The sequence below is a fragment of the Bradyrhizobium sp. 6(2017) genome, from assembly GCF_011058295.2.
Taxonomy (GTDB): Bacteria; Pseudomonadota; Alphaproteobacteria; order Rhizobiales; family Xanthobacteraceae; genus Bradyrhizobium; species Bradyrhizobium septentrionale.
The window spans coordinates 4,535,049-4,557,589 of sequence record NZ_CP049289.2 but is presented as its reverse complement, the minus strand read 5'-3'; the positions used below and the strand labels follow the sequence as shown (position 1 = coordinate 4,557,589).

Sequence of the window (22,541 nt, the reverse complement as noted above, 5' to 3'; positions counted from 1 at the left end):
CCGCCTTACACTTGCTCGATCACGATCGAATTGATCTCGTTGGCAACGTCGTCGAAGCGGTCGGCCACTTTCTCGAGGTGATCGTAGATCTCCGCGCCGACGATGAAGTCCATCGTGTTGGCGTTGCGGTGCTTCAGGAACAACTCCTTCAGCCCGATATCATGGAGATCGTCGACCCGGCCCTCGAGCTTGGTCAGTTCCTCGGTGATCTGGGTCAGCATCGAGACGTTCTGGCCGATCGCCTGCAACAAGGGCAGCGCGCGGATGACCAGATTGGCGCATTCGACGATCAGGGTGCCGATCTCGCGCATCGGCGGCTCGAACTCGCGCACCTCGAACAGCATGACCGCCTTTGCTGTCGCCTGCATCTGGTCGACCGCGTCGTCCATCGCGGTGATCAGGTTCTTGATGTCGCCGCGGTCGAACGGGGTGATGAAAGTGCGGCGAACCGCGGTCAGCACCTCACGGGTGACGCTATCGGCGTCGTTCTCGAACTGATTGACGCGCTGACAGAAGACCGGGGTCTCCTCCCCGCCCTTCAGCATGTCCTGCAGCGCCAATGAGCACTGCACGGAGGTCTGGGCGTGGCGGGCGAACAGGTCGAAAAACCGCTCTTCCTTGGGCAGGAAGGCGCGAAACCAGCGCAGCATGTCTCAGTTCCATCGTTCCGGGACAGCCCTTTTAGCGACTGTCACAGAACTGTCATATAGCATCTGGCGGGGAAAGGACCGATCGACCGCCCGAACGGGCGGTCGTCCACCGCTATGTCAGCGGAAAATCGCAGGCCGCGCCCTGCCCTACAGCGACCGCCTGAGCATATGGGCCAGCTCGCCGACCAGGCCGCGCCGGAACAGCAGCACACAGGCGACGAAGATCACGCCCTGGATCACCGTCACCCACTGGCCGAAGCCGGCGAGATATTGCTGCATGGCGATGATCACGAAGGCACCGACCACCGGCCCGAAGATGGTGCCGAGACCGCCGACCAGCGTCATCAGCACGATTTCACCGGACATCGACCAGTGCACGTCGGTGAGCGAGGCGTTCTGCGCCACGAACACCTTCAGCGAGCCGGCGAAGCCCGCCAGCGTGCCCGACAGGATGTAGGCGAGCATCTTGTACTGGTCGGTCTTGTAGCCGAGCGAGATCGCGCGCGGCTCGTTCTCGCGGATCGCCTTCAAGACCTCGCCGAACGGCGAGTTGATGGTCCGGTAGATCAGCAGGAAGCCGGCGAGGAAGCCGGCCAGCACGACGTAATAGAGCACCAGCGGCTTCGAGAGATCGAAGATCCCGAACAGGCGCCCCTGCGGGATACCCTGGATGCCGTCTTCGCCATGGGTGAACGGCGCCTGCAGATAGATGAAGTAGAGCAGTTGCGACAGCGCCAGCGTGATCATCGAGAAATAGATGCCCTGGCGGCGGATCGAGATGAAGCCGGTGACGAGGCCGAGCAAGGCCGCGGCAGCGGTGCCGACCACGATGCCGAGCTCGGGCGGCAGCCCCCACACCTTCAGCGCGTGCGCCGTGACGTAGCCGGAGGTGCCGAGAAACATCGCGTGGCCGAACGACAAGAGACCGCCATAGCCGATCAGCAGGTTGAAAGCGCATGCCAGCAGCGCAAAGCACAGCGCCTGCATCACGAAGAACGGATAGATCCCCGTGAACGGCACCACCGCCAGCAGTACCGCCATCACGGCGAATACGATCATCTCGTCGCGCATCGCGCGCGGCGTCACCGGAAGTGTATCGTCGGTCAATGCTGACATATCAGGCCGCCCGTCCCGTCAGTCCCGTTGGCTTCACCAGCAACACCACCACCATCAGGACAAACACCACGGTGTTGGAGGCTTCGGGATAAAAATACTTGGTCAGTCCCTCGATCACGCCGAGCGCGAAGCCGGTAATGATCGAGCCCATGATCGAGCCCATGCCGCCGATCACGACCACCGCGAACACCACGATGATGAGATCGGCGCCCATCAGCGGGCGGACCTGGTTGATCGGCGCCGACAGCACGCCGGCGAGCGCGGCAAGGCCGACGCCGAGCCCGTAGGTCAGCGTGATCATGCGCGGCACGTTGATGCCGAAGGCGCGCACCAGCGTCGGGTTCTCGGTGGCGGCGCGCAGATAGGCGCCGAGCTGCGTCTTCTCGATCAGGAACCAGGTGGCAAGGCACACCACGAGCGAGAAGATGACGACCCAGCCGCGATAGATCGGCAGGAACATGAAGCCGAGATTGACGCCGCCCTTGAGCTGATCCGGGATCGAATACGGCAGACCGGAGGAGCCGAAATAGTTCTGGAACACGCCCTGCACGATCAGCGCGATGCCGAAGGTCAGGAGCAGTCCGTAGAGATGGTCGAGGCCGGCCAGCCATTGCAGCATGGTGCGCTCGAGGATCATGCCGAAGATGCCGACAATGACCGGCGCGATGATCAGCGCCCACCAGTAGTTGATGCCGCCCAGGTTGAGCAGGAAATACGCCACGAAGGCGCCCATCATGTAGAGCGCGCCGTGCGCGAAATTGATGATGTTGAGCATGCCGAAGATGACGGCGAGCCCCAGACTGAGCAGCGCGTAGAACGAGCCGTTGATCAGTCCCACCAGAAGCTGTGCGTAGAGAGCCTGCATCGAATGAGCTTTCGCTGGATAGATGAAGCCCGCCGGCCACGCTCATGGCCGGCGGGCATGACCGTCACTTCTTCAGAAGCGCGCAGGTGCTCTTGTCGAGCGGCGTGAAGGCCTGGTTGCCCGGCACGGTGCCGACCAGCTTGTAGAAGTCCCACGGCCCCTTGGACTCCGAGGGCTTCTTCACTTCGAACAGATAGGCGTCGTGGGTGACACGGCCGTTGGCCTCGACCTCGCCCTTGCCGAACAGCGGATCGTCGGTCGGGATGGTCTTCATCTTCGCGACCACCTTGGCGCCGTCATGCGGATTGCCGCCGAGCGCTTCCAACGCCTTGAAGTAATGCATGAGGCCCGCATAGACGCCGGCCTGCACCATGGTCGGGGGCGCGCTGCTCTTCATCCGCGCCGAGAAGCGCTTGGAGAAAGCGCGGGTGTTGTCGTTGAGGTCCCAGTAGAACGTCTCGGTGAAGTTGAGGCCCTGCGCGGTCTCGAGCCCGATCGCCTTGACGTCGGTGAGGAACAAGAGCAGCGCGGCGAGCTTCTGGCCGCCCTTGACGATGCCGAACTCGGCGGCCTGCTTGATCGAGTTGGTGGTGTCGCCGCCGGCATTGGCAAGACCGATGATCTTGGCCTTGGAGGCCTGCGCCTGCAGCAGGAAGGAGGAGAAATCAGCGGTGTTGAGCGGATGCTTGACGCCGCCGACCACCTTGCCGCCATTGGCGGTCACGACGGCCGTGGTGTCGCGCTCGAGCGCGGCGCCGAATGCATAGTCTGCGGTCAGGAAGAACCAGGTGTCCCCGCCCGCCTTCACCAGCGCCTGGCCGGTGGCGTGTGCGAGCATGTAGGTGTCGTAGGTCCAGTGCACGGTGTTCGGCGAGCACTGCGCGTTGGTGAGATCGGAGGTCGCGGCGCCCGAATTGATGTAGACGCCGTTCTTCTCCTTCACGACGTTATTGACCGCGAGCGCGACGCCGGAATTCGGTACGTCGACGACCGTGTCGACCTTGTCGACGTCGAACCACTGGCGGGCGATGGTGGTGCCGATGTCGGGCTTGTTCTGGTGATCGCCGGAGATCAGGTCGATGGTCCAGCCCTTGGCCTTCAGACCGGAGTCCTCGATCGCCATCTGCGCCGCCAGCGTCGAGCCGGGGCCGGCAAGGTCGGCATAGAGGCCGGACTGATCCGACAGCACGCCGATCTTGACCGTCTTGTCGTCAGCGGAGGCGACGCTTGCAGCTGACAGCACCATCGCGGTGCCGAGCAGGAGCGCAGAAATCGTGTTCTTCATGTCGTATTTCCTCAGTCTTTGAATTTTCTGGCTCTGGAGATTTCAAACGCCGAGATAGGTATGCAGCTTGTCCATGTTGGCCGACAGCTCCGAATTGGCGAAGCCGTCGATCACCTTGCCATGCTCGACGATGTAGTAGCGGTCGGCAACGGTCGAGGCGAAACGGAAATTCTGTTCGACCAGCAGGATGGTGAAGCCCTGCGACTTCAAGCGCGCAATGGTGTGCCCGATCTGCTGAATGATGACCGGCGCCAACCCTTCGGTCGGCTCGTCCAGCATCAGGAAGCGTGCGCCGGTGCGCAGGATACGCGCGATCGCCAGCATCTGCTGCTCGCCGCCCGAGAGCTTGGTGCCCTGGCTGGTGAGACGCTCCTTCAGGTTCGGAAACAGCGTGAAGATCTGGTCGAGCGGCAGACCGCCCGGGCGCACCACCGGCGGCAGAAGCAGGTTCTCCTTCACATCGAGGCTGGCGAAGATACCGCGCTCCTCGGGGCAGAATGCGATGCCGAGCCGCGCGATGCGGTCGGAGGTGGTGCGGATGATCTCCTTGTTGTCGAAGCGGATCGATCCCGAACGCTTGCCGATCACGCCCATCACCGACTTCAGCGTGGTGGTCTTGCCGGCGCCGTTGCGGCCGAGCAGCGTCACCACTTCGCCGGCCCTCACATTGAAATTGACACCGTGCAGGATGTGGGATTCGCCGTACCAGGCCTGCAGATCCTTGACCGTCAGCACCTCGGCACCGGCCGCAGCCACGGGCTTCTCCGCCAGAATTGCCTCAGCCATGACCCGCTCCCAGATAGGCTTCCTTCACGCGCTCGTCCTTGGAGAGATCGGCGTAGTTGCCCTCCGCCAGCACCTGCCCGCGCGTCAGCACGGTGATGATGTCGGAGAGGTTGGCCACCACCGAGAGGTTATGTTCGACCATCAGGATGGTGTACTTGGCGGAGATCCGCTTGATCAGCGCCGCGATCTTGTCGATGTCCTCGTGGCCCATGCCGGCCATCGGCTCGTCGAGCAGCATCATCTCGGGGTCGAGCGCGAGCGTCGTTGCAATCTCAAGGGCGCGTTTGCGGCCGTACGGCATCTCGACCGCCGGCGTGTTGGCGAATTCGCTCAAGCCGACGTCGTTCAGCAGCTCGTGGGCGCGCGGATTGAAGCGGTCGAGCACGGTTTTCGAGCGCCAGAAATCGAACGACGACCCATGCTGGCGCTGCAGCGCCACGCGAACGTTCTCGAGCGCGGTCAGATGCGGAAACACCGCCGAAATCTGGAACGAGCGGACGAGGCCAAGCCGCGCCACATCGGCCGGCGGCATCGCGGTGATGTCCTGGCCCTTGTAGCGAATCTGCCCTCCCGTCGGCTTCAGGAATTTAGTCAGCAGATTGAAACAGGTCGTCTTGCCGGCGCCGTTCGGCCCGATCAACGCATGAATACTGCCGCGACGCACCTTCAATGCAACGTCGCGAACGGCGAAGAAACCCGCGAATTCCTTGGTCAATCCGCTGGTTTCGAGAATGAACTCATCGGCCAAATAGAATCCCCCATACGCCATCGCCGCGAAGCCCGTCGCCCGCGTGGCCAGATTTTTTCGTGTTCGACAGGTTGTCCGACCGTCTTGGAAACCGTCCGGGGCCCGTCGCCTCCGGGCCGGAATATGCCGTCATCTGCGGCGGTTACGCAAGGTCGAAAGCTGTGCGGTGCGGTATCGGCGCGACCAGTTCCGGTTGATCCTTAGTCGAATGGTATTTGAACGGGCTTTGCGCCTCGGGAAAGCGGCCGTTAACGGTGTTTTCCTCCGGACCGTCACTTTCATAGAATATTTCCGCCTCTCGCCGAAGCTCCGGCCATTGCATTGAGAATGGCTAGAGCCTTGCATTTCGAGAGCGCCAATTCTTCGGTCGTCAAGTCGATCCGGCAACGTGATTTCCTGAACACGTGGCTGCGACTTTATGCCCGTAGCCAGACGATCCCGCGCATGGATGAATTTCAGCCGGAGCGGATCGAGGAAGATCTGCCGGACACCGTGTTCCTCAGCGTCGACGCCGCGGCGCAACCGCCGCAGCTGACGATCGAGAGCGACGGCACGCGGATGGCCACCGCCTACGGACACAGCGGCAAGGGCCGCCTGCTCGACGACTATCTCGGCCCGCGGCTCGCGCCGGTCGTGATGCCGGTCTACCACGCATGCATCGCCCGCCGGCTTCCCGCCTACACCATCACCGACATCGACGACATCTATGGTCACGTCGTGGCCTATGAACGGCTGCTGCTGCCGTTCTCGGATGGCGGCCCCGTCACGCATCTGGTCGCGTCGCTGAAGACGATCAGCGACAACGGCCATTTCGAAATCCGCAATCTGATGCGCGGCAATGTCGTGCTGCCGAGTTTCAAGCTGTGCGCGATCATCGACCGCGACCTGTACCACCGGTCCCCCGGCCGCATCCCGCTCGGGGATGTGCTTGAATTCGGCTAGCCGATGCCATTCAGGAGTGCCTATCCATCGGTGGTCAAATCGATCACGCAGCGGGTGCTGCTGAATGCCTGGCTGCGCGCGGCGCGCAAGCCGGACGCGCTTCCTAAGCTGAGCGACTTCCACACCGAAGGCAGCGCCGACGAGCGCGCCGACATGATGGGTTTTGACGTGGTCGGCAGCGGCGAGGACGCCCGCTTCCTGATCACGCAGGAAGGCGTGAGGCTGACCACGGCTTACGGCAACGAGCATGTCGATCCGCGGCAGCGCACCAACCGCTATCTCGATGAGGCGATCGGCCCGGAGCGCTATGCCGGCGTGATCCTGTCCTATCGTGCCTGCCTGACGCGCAAACATCCGACCTATACGGTTGCGGAGGTCACGGACGCCGACGGCAAGGACGTGTCCTATGAACGGCTGCTGCTGCCGTTCGGACGCGGCGATACCGTCGAACACATCATCGGCTCGTACAAGGCGATCAGCATCGAGGGCGGCTTTCGGCTGCACAATCTGATGGGCGTGACGCCGAAGTCGGTCCCGGTCGTCACCGTGCGCGCGGTAATCGACCGCAGGTTCGTGCCGGCGGATCATCCGGCGAGCCAGGATTCAGTCGAGTTGATCTAGACTAGGACGCATACTCATAAACCTTCGCCGATGTCCGGTTCGCCCCGACACCGACCGCCTTTGTGCAACCGCAGCAAATGTCGGGATGGGCCAAAAGCGGCTGCGCCGCCATGCCGTTCGTCTAGATTCGGATGTCCTTATCAAGTTGGAAGCTGCGGCGTTCGTTGAAGTGAGATTGGAGGGAGCGTTTTCTCGTATTCAGCCAAATAGTGTTCAAGCGGCTTTGCCGTTCCCGTTAGGCGCAATTCACACGTGTTTCTGTTCACGATGATCGGAGCGTTCCCGGCGAGCTGGGCTGAGGGGTTGCCATCATCGAGGAATTCTTTGGATTGGTAGAAGAATATCCAGCCATATGGTTTCGCGATTGTGGCCTCACGCACAATGCGCGCCTGTCCGTCGCAAAGGATATCCACCCAAGCGGTTGCAAGTGCTGCCGCCTTATCGAAGTCCATGGTCGGTGTCTCATCAGTTTTGCGACGGGTTGGCCGTTTCACCAAGGTGTTCTAAGCCGGGTTCAGCGCGCACGAAGGAAAGCCACCACAAGCTCCGCACGACAGGCAGCAAGAAGACTACGCAGGCCATGATGATTATCGCGTAAGTCAGAATGCCGCTTGCGTTGACCAGCATCTTCGCACCTTAAGGCTAATGGTAACGCCCAATAGGCCACGAATATGATGGCATAAGTCTTCCAAAAAAGTCTCGGAAGAAGATGCTTGTTAAAAGCAAGCAAAAACAAACTTACGAGCGCAGGGAGCAGTAACGCTGTCGTTATCAGACGAAATGCCGTCCCGTCATGCGCGGCATCAAAGACAGCCCACAAGTAACCAAACGCGTAAACAAACGTGATAACCTTCCACCACATTGCAAAACCCCGTTGCGAGCAATGCAACTGTAAATCAAGCTCAGGTTGTAAGGCAATCCCACGTTCAACTCGACACGGCGAGAGATGATGGATTGGCTATGGGTGACGCTTCGGTCAAAACAAATCGATGGTCGCTCCGCCGATTGAAATGAGGAGGCGCTTGGATGCTGTTGTGAGTGCTCCCGCGCCCCCGTTCCACAACGAGGGGCTTAGGTGCCTTTGGACACCGTACTGAGTAGCCTCCAATGCGCTTCCAAGTCTGACAAAGCAGCAGATAGACGACTAGGAAGTGCATTACGCGCCCTTAGAAAGGCTGCTTTCTCTTCGCCCAGAAAGACGTTCTCCAGATACGAAACGTGGACAGCATTCTCGACGTCCGGTGCCGCATTCGAGAGCACGCTGTCGATGAATTCAAAGTGGCGGCGGATTGAATTCTCATCGCCATTCTCGATGGCGCGACAGGTCGCCCGCGCTACGACTGACATTTCCATGTGGAGCAGCGCTCGCTCCTCGTCGTCGATCTTTGCGGCTACGTCCGGCAACCAGGACATGAGCAGCCGCTGGAACGCAGCATGGTCTGTGAGGCCGGTCTTAACGACGATATCAGTCATGAACCATTGCCTGTAGTATCCGGTAGGTTTCAGCATAGCAGGACGCGCGATCCGAAGCATCGTCAAAGGTCCGCAACGGGTCGAGGGATTAGCCAGGGATTGTCAGCAGGTTGATGTCCGATTCTGTCCGTAAGCGCCGAACAGGGGCCGAACCAGAAGTGTCCTGTTCGGCCGGACTCCCGTGATTCAAATTCCCAAACTGGGGTTCGCGCAAAAAGCGTCAGCCCTTCTTGCGCGCCTTGGCCAGCACGTCCTTGGCGTAGATGTCCGGCTTGAAGCCGACGACGCGCCTTGCGCCCAGGTCGAGCACCGGACGCTTGATCATCGACGGCTGCTCCGCCATCAGCGCCAGCGCCTTGCGCTCATTCAACCCTTCCTTGTCGGCATCGGGCAGCTTCTTGAAGGTCGTGCCGGCGCGATTGAGCAGCGTCTCCCAGCCGACCTCGTCGCTCCACTGCTTGAGCTTGTCCTTGCCGATCCCGGCGGTCTTGTAGTCGTGGAAATCATAGTCGACGCCATGATCGTCGAGCCAGGCGCGCGCCTTCTTCATCGTGTCGCAGTTCTTGATGCCGTAGATGGTGATGGTCAAAGCCGTTCCCCGCATGCGATTGCAGCGGCGAAACTAGCCCCGCGGCAACCACAGCGCCAGATCGGACCGCGCCGGTCTCCACACCGATCTTGGTGGCGCTCAGTGTGCGTCATGCGTGAAGACGAAATCGTGATCGCTGGCGTGCGCCTCGTGGCAGGCGAAGCAGGTCTCATGCTGGGCGGCGTCGACCGGCTTGCCGTCGATGAAGCGGCCAAAGCCCCAGCCGCCGGTCGCGGCATATTTGGCGGAGTCCTTGACCATCACTTGCACGGTGGTCGCCGGCCCCGTGATGAAGGCGCCGTTGAGACCGGCGACGGGCTTGCGCTTCCAGGCAAGCTTGACCAGCACGGTGCCGTCAGGGAATCGCGCGGCGCCGTCCTGATAGGCCTTCACGGCGGTGGCGTTGCCGAGCACGCTGCGCAGCTCGTCGAGCCCGGTCTCCTCGCCGACCGCGATCAGCTTCCAGTCGCGATAGCCCTCGGGAATTCTCACGCCGAAGATCGGCGATGCCGGCACCGCGTCATCGGCATGTCCGACGGCAAAGGGCAATGCGGCACTGATGCAGGCTGCCGCGATCGCGGCAGCTGCCCATTTCACAACCTGTGTCATGATCTTTGGTCCGCTCTCAGCTCAGACCTTGCTGACGTCGATAATGGCCTGGACGAAGGCCTGCGGTGCCTCCTGCGGCAGATTGTGGCCGATGCCGCCGGTCAGGGTCCGATGCTCGTAATGCCCGGAAAACTTCTGGGCATAGGCCGCGGGCTCCGGATGCGGCGCGCCGTTGGCATCGCCCTCCATCGTGATGGTCGGGATCGCGATCACAGGCGCCTGGGCGAGCGTCTTCTCGAAGGCGTCGTACTTCGCCTCGCCCTCGGCGAGCCCAAGCCGCCAGCGGTAATTGTGGATCACGATATCGACATGGTCGGGGTTCTCGAAAGCAACAGCGCTGCGGTCATAGGTGGCGTCGTCGAACTTCCACTGCGGCGAGGCGAGCTGCCAGATCAGCTTGGCAAAATCGTGCCGGTTCTTGGCATAGCCCTCGCGGCCGCGCTCGGTCGCGAAATAGAACTGGTACCACCATTGCAGTTCGGCCTTCGGCGGCAGCGGCATCTTGCCGGCCGCTTGGCTGCCGATCAGGTAGCCGCTGACCGAGACCATCGCCTTGCAGCGCTCGGGCCAGAGCACCGCCATGATGTTGGCGGTGCGGGCGCCCCAATCATAGCCGCCGAGCACAGCCTTCTCGATCTTCAACGCGTCCATCAGCGCAATGATGTCGGCGGCGACCGCGACCGGCTGGCCGCTGCGCATCGTGTCGGTGGAGAGGAAGCGAGTCGTGCCGTAGCCGCGCAAATGCGGCACGATCACCCGGTAGCCGGCCTCGGCCAGCGCCGGCGCGACGTCGGCATAGCTGTGGATGTCGTAGGGCCAGCCGTGCAGCAGGATCACCGCGGGGCCGGTGCAGGCCCCATCTCGACATAGCCGGTGTCGAGCACGCCGGCATTGATCTGCTTGACCGGACCGATCGAGGTATGGGCGCCGACCTTGACCGCAGGCAGCGCCGGCTTGGACTGGGCCTGGGCCGATCCGATCAAGCCGAACCTGGAAGCGGCGAGGATCCCGCCGGCGATGCCGAGGAAGCGGCGGCGTTGCTGATTGATGGATTGGGACATGGCAATCTCCTGCGTCTGGTGTCGGACTTGAATATTGCAGAGACCGAACCCGTCCGCTTTCAGAGGACGTGGATTTATCCTTCAGGGCGTCGTGATTTTGGCTCTGGGCCGCCTGTGCTAGGTTCCGCCACCGATTCAGCTGCCGGCCGCCGGACTATCGAATTTGGCTTACCATTTCAACGACTTGATCCTCGACCCTGAGCGCCGGGAGCTGCGCCGTGGCAATGCCCTGGTGGCGGTCGAGCCGCAGGTCTTCGACCTCATCGAGTTCCTGATCCGCGCCCGCGACCGCGTGGTCAGCCGTGACGAAGTGCTGGCAGCCGTCTGGCACGGCCGGATCGTCTCGGAAGCAACGCTGAGCAGCCGGGTCAACGCGGCGCGGTCGGCGATCGGCGACAGTGGCGAGGAGCAGCGGCTGATCCGCACCCTGCCCCGCAAGGGCCTTCGCTTTGTCGGCGATGTCAGGGACGACACCGCATCAGATCGTCCGATCTCGGACAGCGCCACCCCGCCGCGGCCGATCGAGGGTCCCTCGATCGCGGTGCTGCCGTTCACCAATATGAGCGGCGATCCCGAGCAGGACTATTTCGCCGACGGCATCGCCGAGGACATCACCACCGCGCTCGCGCGCTGCAGCCGCCTCACCGTGATCGCGCGCAACTCCGCCTTCACCTACAAGGGCAAGGCGGTCGATATCCGCCAGGTCGGCCGCGATCTCGGCGTCAGCTATGTGCTCGAGGGCAGCGTTCGCCGCGGCGGCGATCGGCTGCGCATCACCGGGCAGTTGATCGACGCCGTCTCCGGCGCGCATCTGTGGGCCGACCGGTTCGATGGCGCGGCGACCGACGTGTTCGACCTGCAGGACCGCATCACCGAGAACGTGGTCGGCGCGATCGAGCCGACCTTGCTTATCGCTGAGGCCGAGCGGCTGCGCGCCGCGCCGCCGCACAAGCTCGACGCCTACGACCTGCTGCTGCGCGCCTACAGCCTGCGGTACGAGTTCACGCCGGAGAGCATGACCGCCGCGCTCGCTTGCCTCGACCAGGCATTGGCGCTCGACCCTTCCTATGCGCCGGCGCTGGCGGCCTCCGCCTATTGTCACGCGCTGTGCCATTTCCAGGGCTGGCTGAAGCCGAACGACGCCTACCGGGAACGCGCCGTCGCGCAGGCCTGGCGCGCGGTCGAGCTTGCGCCCGGCGATCCGCAAGTGTTGTGGATGGCGGCGTTCGCGATCTGGAACATGGCCGACGAGATCGAGCCCGCGCGCGAATTGTTCGAGCGTTCGCTTGCGATCAACCCGAACTCGGCGATGGCGCTCGTGCTCGGCGGCTGGATCGAGGCGATGCGCGGCAACCAGAAGGCCGGCCGTGCCATGATCGAGCGCGCGCAGCGGCTCAACCCGCGCGACCCGCGCGGCTGGTTCGCCTCCGCGGCGCTGGCGATCTGCGCGGTGCTCGACCGGGATTTCACTGAGGCGGTTATCTGGGCCGACAAGGCGCTGGCGCAGAACCGCCGCTTCGCGGTGGCGCTGCGCGTCTTGATTGTGGCGCTGGTGAAGACCGGCGACAACGAGCGCGCGACCCAGACCGCGCGCGAACTGCTCAAGGTCGACCCGGAGTTCACGGTCTCCGGCTTCCTGGCGCGGATCCCCTTCCCGGTGGAAGCGATGTCCGCCACTTATCGTGAAACCCTCAAGGCGGCCGGCGTCCCGGATTGATGCTGCTCGGACGACGCGACGATCATTCACCAGTGGTGCGCCGGGCGGCTTGTTTGGCAGCATCGGCCTGATGGCGGTGCATCCCTCGTCGTAGAGTTCGTAGCGCATGATCCGGATCTATTCGGTCAAAGATTTGAATCATGGCTCGGCAGTTAGGCTCAATGAGCCCGTGCCGACGGGAGCGGTCGCGATGTGCCCGAAAGTGGACGCATTATGCTCACTTTGAGTTTTGTCGAGTTTGACCCGAAGTGGACTTCCCTAAGCCTTGCTCTCGCGCGTTTCGTCGCTCAGGGCAGTCTGCTCATTACTTGATGCACTGGTTAGTGGTGGAGGAGGACGAAGATGATGCGTCTCGGTGTCCTTGTCGCTGTATGCTTCTGTCTTCAATCTGGATTTTCCCTTGCGGAGGATATCGCGGGACGACTTGCCGGTAGTTGGAAACTAACTTCATGGACGATTCAGATTATCGGCGGAGACGCTACAGAGCCTTTCGGTCCCAAACCCAAAGGTAGGGCGGTCTTTACGCCGGACGGGTTCTCGGCGTTCATGATCGCTAGGCCAGATCGCAAGCCGGCAACGAATGATGCGGACTCGGCCGCGCTCCTCAAATCGCTGATGGTCTACACCGGAAGATTTACCATAGACGGGGACAAGCTTACGACCGACGTCGATCTATCGTGGAACGAGCTTTTGACCGGTACGTCCCAAGTCCGGTTCTTCAAGCTGGAAGGAGACAAGCTCTCCATTCGAACAGCCGAACAGGCCAGCGCAGTTCTTCCCGGTAAGCGAGTCGTTGGCACCCTCAATTGGGAGCGTGAGCGTTAAGGGTCTTTCGACAACTGACGGATCGCGCCGAAGGCAACTGTCTGCTGTTGGCCCTTTTCGTGAAAAAGTCTCGTTTGGGGATGGAAAAATCATACCCCCCGCATCTTCGGCCCGAGCCCCTCGAACAGCGTCTTCTGCTCGTCACTCAGGTTCGCATAGAAATCGTCGACCGCGTCGTTCACGCTTCTGATCGCCTCTCGCATCGCTTCCAACCGCGCCTTTACGGCCTTAAGGCGGTTCGGCGGGGTGAGCGCGTCCTTTGGCGGGCATGCGCTTAAGGCTTCCATAGTACCCATTGTGGTGTCCTGCACCACTTCGAGAGCGGCGAGTTGGAGATCGTCCAGTTTCAGGCTGGCGGCGATGTCGTCGAGGGGCCATTGCTGGGCGACGAGCTCGCGGTATTGCTTTTCGGCCTGTTGCTCGTCCTGCAGTTCGCGGCTCGCCTGGCAGGCGGCGTCCTGCATCTCCTTCAGCTTCGCGGCCGCGGCGTTGGCGCGGCGGTCGCGTTGGGGCGCGTTGAGCCGCGCCTTCTGCTCATCGCTCAGGAGATCGTAGAATTTTTGGAACGGTGGCTGAACCGCCGCAACCGCGCTCAGCATCGCGTTGACGCGGCCCTGCATGGCCGCGAACCGCTCCAGCGCGGTGGTTGCGGCCTGTGTTGGACAGGAGGCGCGGATGGTGTCGCCGGCGGAAGTCCAGGCGCTCGCGAGCTCGTCGAAGGCTGTGCGCTGTGCCTCGTTCGCCGCGACCACCCGGCCGATCCGCTCGAAGGGAAGGCCGGTCATCTTGGCGGTGTCAGCGCCGCAGAACTCCTGCACGGAGGGCGCTTTGCGATGCCGCCTCCCGGCAGGGCGCTCGGCCGCGAACGCTGAGAGATCGCTGGCAGCGTAAGGCGAGAAGATCGCGGCGTAGAGATCGCCGTAGCCATAGGCCCAGAAGCCGCTACCGTCACTGAGAAGCGCGTAGTCATAAAGATCGCTATAGGCGAACGGCCAGAACAGCGGACCGACCCAGCCGTATGAACCGTCGGCGTGCTGCCACCAGCCTTGCGCAGCTCGGCCGCCCTGCCAGCCGGCCAGCGCCGCCACGGCAGTGAGCTGCGCACGCGCACTCGGGTGGATCGACTCGGCGGTGGAGCGGAGATCTTGCGGTCTTAAGGCGGCGGTTCGGACGCGGCTGTGGCGTGCTGCCATGCGTGCGTGGCGGAGACCTGCGACCGACAGCATGCTGGCCATCGCGAAGCGCGCGACACCGACTGGGCCACCAACGCGCAGGCGGAAGCCCGCCTCGGCCGCGCTCGGCAACGCGCCCAGAGCGACCATGGCAACGCCGGCCGCAGCCATTCCAATGCGGGACGTCGACATGATCCCTCCTCCGCGCCAAGCCGCATCGTGTTACAAATATGACTCGGAGCGAAACCGAAAGTTCCCTCCCGCGTCGACGCGGGGACCATATCGTTTCCATCCAAAATCGATCACGGACGTCCGTAGTGGCGATGAAAAGCTACGCAGAAGCAGAGAAGCTTTGCCGATGCCTCAGCCTAGCCCCCGAAGTTAAGGCCCGAGTCTCCGCCCGGGCTGACGCCGGGGCATGATCGGCTCCGGCTGTATTGTCTGGATTGCTTCCGCTTCTGGCCCTTCGGCGATCTCGGGAGATGTCCGCTTTTCCGCCGCTGTTGCGGTTAAGCGGACGTCAGGCGCCGGTCGCTCAATGAGTACACGGCTTACGCAGTACTACTCCCGTCGCTTGGCCGCTCCGATGAAGCGAGCACTACAATCCCGGTGATCTCGCCGCCCAAGCCTTGGTGGCCTGGCAGCTTTCCATCGCCCGGACGTAGGCAGGGCGTGCCGTCGTGCGGGCGAGATAGTCCCGCTCGGTAGAACCGGGGACGTAGTTGCCAGTTCGCAGGCCGAGCAGGAGGGCGTAGCTCACCGAGATATCGGCAGCAGTGAAGCGGTCGCCGGCGAGATAGGGGCAATCCGCGAGGCGGCGGATAACCAACCCCAGCCGGCTCTCGAAGGTCTCGAGTGCCCAACAAGTAACCCGGGCATCTCGCTCGGCTTCGGGCGCCAGTTGGCGACCTACAATGACGGCGTTCATCGGCCCGGCGAGCCCGGCCTCGCCCAAGTGGAGAAATTGCAGATAGGAAGCGAAGGCGGGATCGTCCGGGGCGACGGCAAGCGAGCCTGAGCCGTGGCGGGCGAGCAGGTACTCAAGAATCGCGATCGATTCGACCATGATCGTCTCGCCGTCCTGCAGTGCGGGAATGAAGCCGGCGGGGTTGATCGCGAGAAAATCGCGATCCTTCTCGGCTGCCAGCAGATCGACCGGGCGCAGCCGATAAGCCAATCCCAATTCCTCAAGCAGCCAAACAACACGGAAGCCACGACCTTCGCCATAGACGGTGAGCATAGTTAAGCCTTCCTGGATTGGGCCAGACTCACTCGCAGAGGTGAGCCAGTCGCGCAATGGACTATCGATGGCGCATAATGCACTCAAGGCTTGGCACATATTCGTCATCCTACCGTGCGGGCCCTTCCCACTTTATCGGTTCACGACCTAGGCTGCGGCCGCGAATACGGCGCGTTCCCTCTCCGACCTGCGATGTGGAAGCCTCAGTTGCAGAGGCCCGCAAATGCCATATGCGACGCCTTGGCGCGAGGGGAACATTGGGCAATTTCTGAATATTAGAAATATACGCCTGAGTTGCCCGACGGGTCAAGTTGCTTGGTCGAACGCCGGCCGCCGCCGGCTACTTTGCATGGGGTTGTTTTCGATATTTTGGCAGCGCCCCCCTGCGACGGCCCCATAACTTCATATTGCTCTAGCCGGAGCCGCCCGGCTCGAGCGCCTCACCGAGCTCGAGCGGATGCGCCATCGTGGCGCGGCTACCCGTCCGCACTACATCTTGTCGACGACAGCGGAACTGCCCTCGGAAGACGTGCCAGCGGACGAAGCAGCAGCCAAGATCGCAGGGATTATGCCGTCGACGCGATCAACCACAATCGGACGGATCAGGTGGTGACTGTGAAGGAAACCAACGCGTTGCAGGTGGTCGAGCATAGCCAGCATAGGATCCCAAAAACCCTTAATGTTGGCAAAGACCATGGGCTTCCGGTGTTGCCCGAGCTGGGCCCAGGTCATGACCTCAATGATCTCTTCCACTGTGCCGATGCCGCCGGGCAGCGCCACGAACGCGTCCGAACGTTCAAACATCCTGTGCTTACGTTCGTGCATTGTTTCAGTAACCGTCAAGTCATCGAAGATTGCCAGCGCATCCGTAGTGGACTCGCGGTTGGTGAGAAAACGCGGAATGATGGCACCGACCTTCCCGCCGGATTGAAGGACCCCGCGTGCGACCGCACCCATTACACCATGAGTTCCGCCACCGAAGATCAGCTCCAATCTTGCCGCCGCAAGATCCCTGCCGAAGCGTTCGCCCGCTTCGACAAAGGCAACATCGTTGCCTGGCGAGGAACCACAATAGACACAGACGGAACGTATCGTATTCATACCGAACCCTGCACGCTAGCCCGCCCCGCCCGGCTCCAGCGCCTCGCCGAGTTCGAGCGGATGCGCCATCGTCTCGTGCAGCGCGTCCTTGTCGAGCTCACCTTCGGAGAGGCTGATCACGATGCAGGCGACGCCGTTGCCGATCAAATTGGTCAGCGCGCGGCATTCGCTCATGAACTTGTCGATGCCGACCAGGATCGCGATCGACTGGATCGGGATGTCGGGCACAATCGACAGCGTCGCGGCCAGCGTGATGAAGCCCGCGCCGGTGACGCCGGAGGCACCCTTCGAGGTGATCATGGCGATGCCCAAAATGCCGAGCTCCTGCCAGATCGTCAGATGGGTGTTGGTGGCCTGCGCCAGGAACAGCGTCGCCAGCGTCATGTAGATGTTGGTGCCGTCGAGATTGAAGCTGTAGCCGGTCGGCACCACGAGGCCGACCACCGAGCGCGAAGCGCCGAGATGCTCCATCTTCTGGATCATCTGCGGCAGCACGGTCTCCGACGACGACGTGCCGAGCACGATCAACAGCTCGTCCTTGATATAGGCGATGAAGCGGATGATCGAGAATCCGGCCAGGCGGGCGATCGCGCCGAGCACGATCAGCACGAACAGCACGCTGGTGAGGTAGAAGGTGCCGATCAGCGCCGCCAGATTCACCAGCGAGCCGAGACCATAGGCGCCGACCGTGAAGGCCATGGCGCCGAAGGCGCCGAGCGGCGCAAGCCGGACGATCATGCGGATGATGCCGAAGAACATCTTGGATGCCTTGTCGATCGCCTCGGCGATCGGCTCGCCGGGCTTACCCATCAAGGCAATGGCAAATCCCGACAGGATCGAGATCAGCAGCACCTGCAACAGGTCGCCGCGCGCGAGCGCGCCGAAGAAGCTGTCGGGGATGATCGCCATCAGGTGGGAAACGATGCCCTGCTCCTTCGCTTGCGTCACGTAAGTGGAGACCGATTTCGGATCGATCGTGGAGGGATCAATGTTGAAGCCGCGACCGGGCTGCAGCACTTCGCCGATCAGAAGGCCGACGGCGAGCGCGACCGTCGACACCGCCTCGAAATAGATCAGCGCCTTCAGCCCGACCCGGCCGACGCGCTTGAGGTCGCCCATCGAGGAAATGCCGTGCACCACGGTGCAGAAGATCACCGGCGCGATCATCATTTTGATCAGCGCAATGAAGCCGTCGCCGAGCGGCTTCAGCTCCTTGCCGAGATTTGGATAGAAGTACCCGATCAGGACGCCTGCCGCGATCGCGATCAGCACCTGGACGTAGAGGATCTTGTACCAGGGCTGATGATGGCGTTGGGCGGCGGGCCTGATCGCGTCTGTGGTCATGAGGTGCCCCGGGTTAGGATGAATTCAATGGTGATGCCATCTTGGCCGAGCACTGCGCAAGCGACAATGCCCATTCAGGCCCGCCGCGAGCGCACACGAATCTGTCATAGACTACGGCCGGCTCGCATCCGGAGGCTGAGGATGGAATTCACCGTGCTGTTTCTCGCCATCACCATCGCCATGCTGGTGGCCTGGCGTGGTCCGCGTCCCCTGGCGATTGGATTGTTCGCGGTGATCCTGGTCGCCTGCGTTGCAACCTTGCTGCACCACGCCACCGACCGTCTGCCCCTGTCGTTCTGAGGCCAGCCATGAATGATACGCAGGCCGTCACCCTGAACGCGCTCGCACTTTACGGCCTTGCGCTGCTGCTGGCCGCCGCCTTTGCCGCGCAGCTCGTGCTGCACGAGCTCCCCTGCCCGCTGTGTTTGCTGCAGCGCATCCTTTTCGCCCTGCTGGCGATCGGGCCGATCCTCAACATCCGCTTCGGACCACGGCCGAGCCATTATGCCCTGTCCCTACTGACGGCCGTGCTCGGCGCCACGGTCTCGACCCGGCAGGTGCTGCTGCACATCCTGCCCGGCGACGCCGGCTATGGTTCGGCGCTGCTCGGCTATCATTATTATCCGTGGGCGTTGATCGCCTTCATTGCGGCGATCGTCCTGCTCGCCGCGATGCTGCTGTTCGACCGCCAGTTCGACCACCGCGCGGCGCCGGGCGCCTCACCCGGCAAGTTCGCGCAAGGTGCCGTGTGGCTCGTGGTCGGGCTGACGGCGCTGAACGTGCTCTCCACCCTGCTCGAATGCGGCTTTGGCGCCTGTGCCGACAATCCGGTCGTCTATGAGCTGCTGAAGCGAGCGAGTTAAGGCATGATCCGGAAAAGTGCGAAGCGGTTTTCCGAAAAGATCATGCCCAAATTTTAAGGCCGCTTCGGAATATTCAATCCGCGTTCCACGGCCGGCCGCGCGAGACCGCGCTCCAGCCAGCCGGCGACGTGCTTGAACTGGTCGAATGCGACGAGCTCGCGCGCGCCGTAGAAGCCGATCAGATTGCGCACCCAGCCGATCATCGAGATGTCGGCGATCGTGTATTCATCGTCCATGAACCATTGCCGTCCGGCGAGATGCATCTCCATCACGCCGAGCAGGCGCTTGGATTCGTCGACATAGCGCTGCAGCGGCCGCTTGTCCTCATAATCCTTGCCGGCGAATTTGTGGAAGAAGCCGACCTGGCCGAACATCGGTCCGATGCCGCCCATCTGGAAATGCACCCACTGGATCGCCTGGTAGCGGAGCGCCGGATCTGAGGGCAACAGCTTGCCGGTCTTCTCGGCGAGATATTGCAGAATGGCGCCGGATTCGAACAGTGGCAGCGGCTTGCCGCCGGGACCGTTGGGATCGAGGATCGCCGGAATCTTGCCGTTCGGGTTGAGCGACAGGAACTCCGGCGTCTTCTGGTCGTCCTTGCCGAAGTCGACGAGATGGACCTCGTAGGGCAGCCCGATCTCCTCGAGCATGATCGAGACCTTCACGCCGTTCGGCGTCGGCAGCGAGTAGAGCTGGAGGCGGTCCGGATGCTGGGCGGGCCAGCGTTTTGTGATGGGAAAGGCTGACAGGTCGGTCATGTCGACATTCTTTGCAGGGTTGTTGTTGGGTGGCTAATGTACGGAGCTCAGTGGAAGCCGCAAGGTCTGCAACCGGCCATGAACGATCAACAGACACACGCAAGAACAGGCACAAGTCTCGGCCTCTCCGATGACGAACTCGCGACACACCGGACCGTGTTCGCGGCAGACGCGCTGGCCGGTCAGGTGGTCGTCGTGTCCGGCGGTGCCGGCGGCATCGGCCGCGCCATCGCCTGGCTGTTCGCCCGGCTCGGCGCGCACGTCGTGGTGGTCGGCCGCAATGCGGACAAGCTCGATGCGCTGGTCGATCATCTCGGCCATCGCGGCCTGAAGGCGTCCGCGCATGTCGCCGACATCAGGGATCCCGATGGGGTTGGCGCGATGTTCGACACGCTGTGGACCGCGCATGGCCGCATCGATCATCTCGTCAACAGCGCCGGCGGCCAGTTCCCGCAAGCCGCGATCGATTTCTCGATCAAGGGCTGGAACGCGGTCATCAACACCAACCTCAACGGCACCTGGTACATGATGCAGGCCGCGGCGCAGCGCTGGCGCGACTGCAAGCATCCCGGCAGCATCGTCAATATCGTCGTGGTCACGACGCACGGCCTCTATGGCATCGCGCACACCATCGCGGCGCGCGCCGGCGTGATCGGGCTGTCGCGCGCGCTCGCGGTCGAATGGGCGCCGCTGGACATCCGCATCAACTGCATCGCGCCCGGCGCGATCGAGACCGAGGGCTGGAACGTCTACAGCGAGGCCGCGCGCGCCGCCTATCCGCGCTCCAACCCGATGATGCGCCCGGGCACGCCGTGGGACATCGCAGAAGCGGCTGCCTATCTGTCCGCGCCTTCCGGCAAGTTCATCACCGGCGAGACGCTGACCGTCGATGGCGGCGGTCAGCATTGGGGCGAGACCTGGACGACCGGCAAGCCGGACTATTTTCGGGGCGGCGATTGACGCCTCCAATTGCGTCGTCCTGGCGCAAGCCAGGACGACGCCGTGAGGGACGGCTCTCGATCCCATCGACCCACCGCGGTTGATCAGCTGGTCTTCCCGTCGTCGAAGCTGACGATGACGGCGGCGTTGGCGATCAGGATCGGGTCGTTGCCGAGATCAGACGGGATCTCAAGCCCGCCCGCGATTGCCTTCACCGTCTTGGTGCCATAGGGCAGTTCCTTGGCGACCGCTGCGATATCGACATCTTCGGGATTCGGCACGGCGATCGTGACGTCGACGAACATGTCATTCGCGGTCTTGCCGAGCATGCGGAAGAAGCCGAGGCTGGAATGGCGGATCGCGTCCGAGACCGCGCGCTTGGCGGCCTTGGTGGCGTCGCGGCCATGAACGTCGACGCCCATGCCCATTTCGGTGATACAGCGCACGCGTGTCATGAAACTTTCCTGTTGTCGTTGGCGTGAGAGACCTTCACTCCTTCGACCTCTGCGCCCGCGGCGTCAAGCCGGGTCACTCGCCTCGCCCACGCGCTTGTGATCGCCGCGCGCCAGCACCCATGCCGCAAGACCGGCGAGGATCGCCGCGGCAACCACCATGATACAGGCCGCGCCCCAGCCCCAAGCCGAGACCACGGCGCCGACCGCGATCGGTGCGGTCACCTGGCCGAAATTGCTGCCGGTCATCAACAGTCCCATCATGACGGGGACCATCGCCGCCGAACCCGCCGCCGCGGGTGCGGTTGCAAGCAACGTCGCCGGGATCAGGCCGCCGGTCGCGGAGAACAGCAGGCACAGCCAAAATGCCCCCCACCCGCCGAGCAACGGCAGGAAGATTCCGAGCGCCGAGGCGCCCATCACAAAGGCCGCCACCGCGATGAGCACGATGCGGCTGACGCCGCGCGCGAGCAGATTGCCGGCGGCGAGATTGCCAAGGACGTTGCCGGCCGCCGCCAGCGCACTGAGCCCGCCGGCGCTCTGGCTGGACACACCGAGCCGCTCGGTCAGCAGGATCGGCAGGAAGCTGAACAACGCAAAGAACATCAGGCTGTAGAGTGCGAACAGCACCATCAGAAGCGCCGGTGTGCGTCGCCGCGCCAGCGCAGCCGCTTCCTGCATCAGGCCAGTTCGCGCTGGGCCGGTCTGCGATGCCACTTCCGGCACGATGACGCCGGCGAGCACGAACAGCAGGGCGACAAAGGCGGCGCTGGCCCACCAGATCGCGCGCCAGCCATCGAAGATCGGCCCCGCGACCAGCGCCAGCGCGATCCCGAACGGCATCACGCAGCTCCACACCGCCATGGTGACGTCGCGCGCGCTGACATCGACGACGCGATCGAGCAGTGCTGGGGCTGCGACCATCACCAGCAGGAAGCCGAGCCCTTCCAGCAGACGGGACACAAGCAGCACCGCAAGCGACGGCGCGAGCGCGCCTGAGGCCGCGCCGAGCGCAATGGCTGCGAGGCCGCACAATAACACCCGGCGCGCGCCAACCGCGGCAATCACGACGCCGGCCGGGACACTGCCAATGAGCCCCAGCACCGCAAAGATGCCGGCGACGGTGCCGACCGCGGCGAGGTCGATACCGAGGCTTTGTTGCAGCATCGACGCCGCAATCGGCACCTTGCCGACCTGCAGGGCGGCGCCGATGCCGCAGCCCATCACGACGGCGACCGTCGCCCATCGCTTCGCCTCGCTTTGCTGCACCACGGCCGTCTCGATCGTCATGCGTTCACCCTGCCCCAGCCCAATTCACCAGAGATAGCGTTTCCCGATCATCGACAGGAGTGATATGTTTTGCATCCAGTTGATCGATTTCATAG

24 protein-coding genes and 1 pseudogene are annotated in these 22,541 nt (G+C 63.0%); 7 read left to right on the top strand and 18 right to left on the bottom strand.

The window, feature by feature from the left end; translation table 11 throughout:
- Window positions 1-5: 5 nt before the first annotated feature.
- The 6 genes from G6P99_RS21160 to G6P99_RS21135 all read right to left on the bottom strand — a co-directional run bounded on the left by G6P99_RS21160 (window position 6) and on the right by G6P99_RS21135 (window position 5,450).
- Window positions 6-650 carry a DUF47 domain-containing protein gene (locus G6P99_RS21160; RefSeq protein WP_029083564.1) on the bottom strand — a complete coding sequence of 215 codons (645 nt, stop codon included), beginning with the start codon at window positions 648-650 and terminating at the stop codon, window positions 6-8.
- A 147-nt stretch (window positions 651-797) separates the two neighbouring features.
- A complete protein-coding gene (locus tag G6P99_RS21155) occupies window positions 798-1,766 on the bottom strand; it encodes a branched-chain amino acid ABC transporter permease (protein WP_029083565.1) in 969 nt (322 codons plus the stop codon).
- A gap of 1 nt (window position 1,767) precedes the next feature.
- Window positions 1,768-2,631: a branched-chain amino acid ABC transporter permease gene (locus G6P99_RS21150; RefSeq protein WP_029083566.1), complete on the bottom strand. Its 864-nt coding sequence runs from the start codon at window positions 2,629-2,631 to the stop codon at window positions 1,768-1,770.
- A 64-nt stretch (window positions 2,632-2,695) separates the two neighbouring features.
- A complete protein-coding gene (locus tag G6P99_RS21145) occupies window positions 2,696-3,916 on the bottom strand; it encodes an ABC transporter substrate-binding protein (protein WP_029083567.1) in 1,221 nt (406 codons plus the stop codon).
- Between the two features lie 42 nt (window positions 3,917-3,958).
- On the bottom strand, window positions 3,959-4,702 hold the full coding sequence (locus G6P99_RS21140; protein ID WP_029083568.1) for an ABC transporter ATP-binding protein: 744 nt from the start codon (window positions 4,700-4,702) through the stop codon (window positions 3,959-3,961).
- The gene (locus G6P99_RS21135; protein ID WP_024581422.1) at window positions 4,695-5,450 is read right to left on the bottom strand and encodes an ABC transporter ATP-binding protein; all 756 of its coding nucleotides are present in this window, start codon (window positions 5,448-5,450) and stop codon (window positions 4,695-4,697) included. The genes G6P99_RS21140 and G6P99_RS21135 overlap by 8 nt, the downstream gene beginning before the upstream one ends.
- A 327-nt stretch (window positions 5,451-5,777) precedes the next feature.
- Between G6P99_RS21135 and G6P99_RS21130 the strand changes: the two genes are divergently transcribed.
- Together G6P99_RS21130 and G6P99_RS21125 are read left to right on the top strand one after the other, a co-directional pair.
- A complete protein-coding gene (locus G6P99_RS21130; RefSeq protein ID WP_051346595.1) occupies window positions 5,778-6,392 on the top strand; it encodes a PAS domain-containing protein in 615 nt (204 codons plus the stop codon).
- Between the two features lie 3 nt (window positions 6,393-6,395).
- A complete protein-coding gene (locus tag G6P99_RS21125; RefSeq protein WP_029083571.1) occupies window positions 6,396-7,013 on the top strand; it encodes a hypothetical protein in 618 nt (205 codons plus the stop codon).
- 140 nt (window positions 7,014-7,153) lie between these two features.
- Here G6P99_RS21125 and G6P99_RS21120 read toward each other — a convergent pair whose 3' ends face one another.
- The 5 genes and pseudogenes from G6P99_RS21120 to G6P99_RS21100 form a co-directional block, all read right to left on the bottom strand.
- Entirely contained in the window at window positions 7,154-7,465 is a 312-nt protein-coding gene (locus G6P99_RS21120; RefSeq protein ID WP_084518621.1) for a YrhB domain-containing protein, read from the bottom strand.
- 619 nt (window positions 7,466-8,084) lie between these two features.
- Window positions 8,085-8,486: a DUF7674 family protein gene (locus G6P99_RS21115; protein WP_156928834.1), complete on the bottom strand. Its 402-nt coding sequence runs from the start codon at window positions 8,484-8,486 to the stop codon at window positions 8,085-8,087.
- Between the two features lie 220 nt (window positions 8,487-8,706).
- A complete protein-coding gene (locus G6P99_RS21110) occupies window positions 8,707-9,075 on the bottom strand; it encodes an ArsC family reductase (protein WP_029083573.1) in 369 nt (122 codons plus the stop codon).
- A gap of 99 nt (window positions 9,076-9,174) precedes the next feature.
- Complete coding sequence (locus tag G6P99_RS21105) at window positions 9,175-9,684, bottom strand: cytochrome P460 family protein (protein ID WP_029083574.1); 510 nt, start codon at window positions 9,682-9,684, stop codon at window positions 9,175-9,177.
- 21 nt (window positions 9,685-9,705) lie between these two features.
- Window positions 9,706-10,745 (bottom strand): annotated as a pseudogene (locus G6P99_RS21100) (alpha/beta fold hydrolase).
- Between the two features lie 163 nt (window positions 10,746-10,908).
- On the opposite strand from G6P99_RS21100, the gene G6P99_RS21095 reads away from it, so the two are divergent.
- Both G6P99_RS21095 and G6P99_RS21090 read left to right on the top strand, forming a co-directional pair.
- A complete protein-coding gene (locus tag G6P99_RS21095; protein WP_165123368.1) occupies window positions 10,909-12,462 on the top strand; it encodes a winged helix-turn-helix domain-containing tetratricopeptide repeat protein in 1,554 nt (517 codons plus the stop codon).
- A gap of 342 nt (window positions 12,463-12,804) precedes the next feature.
- Window positions 12,805-13,287: a lipocalin-like domain-containing protein gene (locus G6P99_RS21090; protein WP_029083576.1), complete on the top strand. Its 483-nt coding sequence runs from the start codon at window positions 12,805-12,807 to the stop codon at window positions 13,285-13,287.
- Between the two features lie 89 nt (window positions 13,288-13,376).
- On the opposite strand, the gene G6P99_RS21085 is transcribed toward G6P99_RS21090, so the two are convergent.
- From G6P99_RS21085 to G6P99_RS21070, 4 genes are all read right to left on the bottom strand, one after another.
- Window positions 13,377-14,651, bottom strand: a complete 1,275-nt coding sequence (locus G6P99_RS21085) for a Spy/CpxP family protein refolding chaperone (protein WP_414645582.1) — start codon at window positions 14,649-14,651, stop codon at window positions 13,377-13,379.
- A gap of 406 nt (window positions 14,652-15,057) precedes the next feature.
- Complete coding sequence (locus G6P99_RS21080) at window positions 15,058-15,699, bottom strand: glutathione S-transferase family protein (RefSeq protein WP_165123366.1); 642 nt, start codon at window positions 15,697-15,699, stop codon at window positions 15,058-15,060.
- 489 nt (window positions 15,700-16,188) lie between these two features.
- The gene (locus tag G6P99_RS21075; protein WP_029078761.1) at window positions 16,189-16,800 is read right to left on the bottom strand and encodes a TIGR00730 family Rossman fold protein; all 612 of its coding nucleotides are present in this window, start codon (window positions 16,798-16,800) and stop codon (window positions 16,189-16,191) included.
- A gap of 15 nt (window positions 16,801-16,815) precedes the next feature.
- Complete coding sequence (locus G6P99_RS21070) at window positions 16,816-18,144, bottom strand: dicarboxylate/amino acid:cation symporter (RefSeq protein WP_029078760.1); 1,329 nt, start codon at window positions 18,142-18,144, stop codon at window positions 16,816-16,818.
- Window positions 18,145-18,285: 141 nt separating this feature from the next.
- Between G6P99_RS21070 and G6P99_RS21065 the strand changes: the two genes are divergently transcribed.
- Both G6P99_RS21065 and G6P99_RS21060 read left to right on the top strand, forming a co-directional pair.
- Entirely contained in the window at window positions 18,286-18,444 is a 159-nt protein-coding gene (locus tag G6P99_RS21065) for a DUF5993 family protein (protein WP_165123364.1), read from the top strand.
- An 8-nt stretch (window positions 18,445-18,452) separates the two neighbouring features.
- Window positions 18,453-19,007, top strand: a complete 555-nt coding sequence (locus tag G6P99_RS21060) for a disulfide bond formation protein B (RefSeq protein WP_029078759.1) — start codon at window positions 18,453-18,455, stop codon at window positions 19,005-19,007.
- 53 nt (window positions 19,008-19,060) lie between these two features.
- On the opposite strand, the gene G6P99_RS21055 is transcribed toward G6P99_RS21060, so the two are convergent.
- Window positions 19,061-19,765: a glutathione S-transferase family protein gene (locus G6P99_RS21055; RefSeq protein ID WP_029078758.1), complete on the bottom strand. Its 705-nt coding sequence runs from the start codon at window positions 19,763-19,765 to the stop codon at window positions 19,061-19,063.
- 78 nt (window positions 19,766-19,843) lie between these two features.
- On the opposite strand from G6P99_RS21055, the gene G6P99_RS21050 reads away from it, so the two are divergent.
- Entirely contained in the window at window positions 19,844-20,725 is an 882-nt protein-coding gene (locus tag G6P99_RS21050) for an SDR family oxidoreductase (protein WP_029078757.1), read from the top strand.
- 83 nt (window positions 20,726-20,808) lie between these two features.
- Here G6P99_RS21050 and G6P99_RS21045 read toward each other — a convergent pair whose 3' ends face one another.
- Both G6P99_RS21045 and G6P99_RS21040 read right to left on the bottom strand, forming a co-directional pair.
- A complete protein-coding gene (locus G6P99_RS21045; protein ID WP_029078756.1) occupies window positions 20,809-21,159 on the bottom strand; it encodes a Lin0512 family protein in 351 nt (116 codons plus the stop codon).
- A 63-nt stretch (window positions 21,160-21,222) separates the two neighbouring features.
- Window positions 21,223-22,446 carry an MFS transporter gene (locus G6P99_RS21040; RefSeq protein ID WP_165123362.1) on the bottom strand — a complete coding sequence of 408 codons (1,224 nt, stop codon included), beginning with the start codon at window positions 22,444-22,446 and terminating at the stop codon, window positions 21,223-21,225.
- Between the last annotated feature and the right edge of the window lie 95 nt (window positions 22,447-22,541).

Coding starts and splice junctions, on each gene's coding strand:
- G6P99_RS21160 (WP_029083564.1), bottom strand. CDS start 650: ATGCTGCGCTGGTTTCGCGCCTTCCTGCCCAAGGAAGAGCGGTTTTTC.
- G6P99_RS21155 (WP_029083565.1), bottom strand. CDS start 1,766: ATGTCAGCATTGACCGACGATACACTTCCGGTGACGCCGCGCGCGATG.
- G6P99_RS21150 (WP_029083566.1), bottom strand. CDS start 2,631: ATGCAGGCTCTCTACGCACAGCTTCTGGTGGGACTGATCAACGGCTCG.
- G6P99_RS21145 (WP_029083567.1), bottom strand. CDS start 3,916: ATGAAGAACACGATTTCTGCGCTCCTGCTCGGCACCGCGATGGTGCTG.
- G6P99_RS21140 (WP_029083568.1), bottom strand. CDS start 4,702: ATGGCTGAGGCAATTCTGGCGGAGAAGCCCGTGGCTGCGGCCGGTGCC.
- G6P99_RS21130 (WP_051346595.1), top strand. CDS start 5,778: ATGGCTAGAGCCTTGCATTTCGAGAGCGCCAATTCTTCGGTCGTCAAG.
- G6P99_RS21125 (WP_029083571.1), top strand. CDS start 6,396: ATGCCATTCAGGAGTGCCTATCCATCGGTGGTCAAATCGATCACGCAG.
- G6P99_RS21120 (WP_084518621.1), bottom strand. CDS start 7,465: ATGGACTTCGATAAGGCGGCAGCACTTGCAACCGCTTGGGTGGATATC.
- G6P99_RS21115 (WP_156928834.1), bottom strand. CDS start 8,486: ATGACTGATATCGTCGTTAAGACCGGCCTCACAGACCATGCTGCGTTC.
- G6P99_RS21105 (WP_029083574.1), bottom strand. CDS start 9,684: ATGACACAGGTTGTGAAATGGGCAGCTGCCGCGATCGCGGCAGCCTGC.
- G6P99_RS21090 (WP_029083576.1), top strand. CDS start 12,805: ATGATGCGTCTCGGTGTCCTTGTCGCTGTATGCTTCTGTCTTCAATCT.
- G6P99_RS21085 (WP_414645582.1), bottom strand. CDS start 14,651: ATGTCGACGTCCCGCATTGGAATGGCTGCGGCCGGCGTTGCCATGGTC.
- G6P99_RS21080 (WP_165123366.1), bottom strand. CDS start 15,699: ATGCTCACCGTCTATGGCGAAGGTCGTGGCTTCCGTGTTGTTTGGCTG.
- G6P99_RS21075 (WP_029078761.1), bottom strand. CDS start 16,800: ATGAATACGATACGTTCCGTCTGTGTCTATTGTGGTTCCTCGCCAGGC.
- G6P99_RS21070 (WP_029078760.1), bottom strand. CDS start 18,144: ATGACCACAGACGCGATCAGGCCCGCCGCCCAACGCCATCATCAGCCC.
- G6P99_RS21065 (WP_165123364.1), top strand. CDS start 18,286: ATGGAATTCACCGTGCTGTTTCTCGCCATCACCATCGCCATGCTGGTG.
- G6P99_RS21060 (WP_029078759.1), top strand. CDS start 18,453: ATGAATGATACGCAGGCCGTCACCCTGAACGCGCTCGCACTTTACGGC.
- G6P99_RS21055 (WP_029078758.1), bottom strand. CDS start 19,765: ATGACCGACCTGTCAGCCTTTCCCATCACAAAACGCTGGCCCGCCCAG.
- G6P99_RS21050 (WP_029078757.1), top strand. CDS start 19,844: ATGAACGATCAACAGACACACGCAAGAACAGGCACAAGTCTCGGCCTC.
- G6P99_RS21045 (WP_029078756.1), bottom strand. CDS start 21,159: ATGACACGCGTGCGCTGTATCACCGAAATGGGCATGGGCGTCGACGTT.
- G6P99_RS21040 (WP_165123362.1), bottom strand. CDS start 22,446: ATGACGATCGAGACGGCCGTGGTGCAGCAAAGCGAGGCGAAGCGATGG.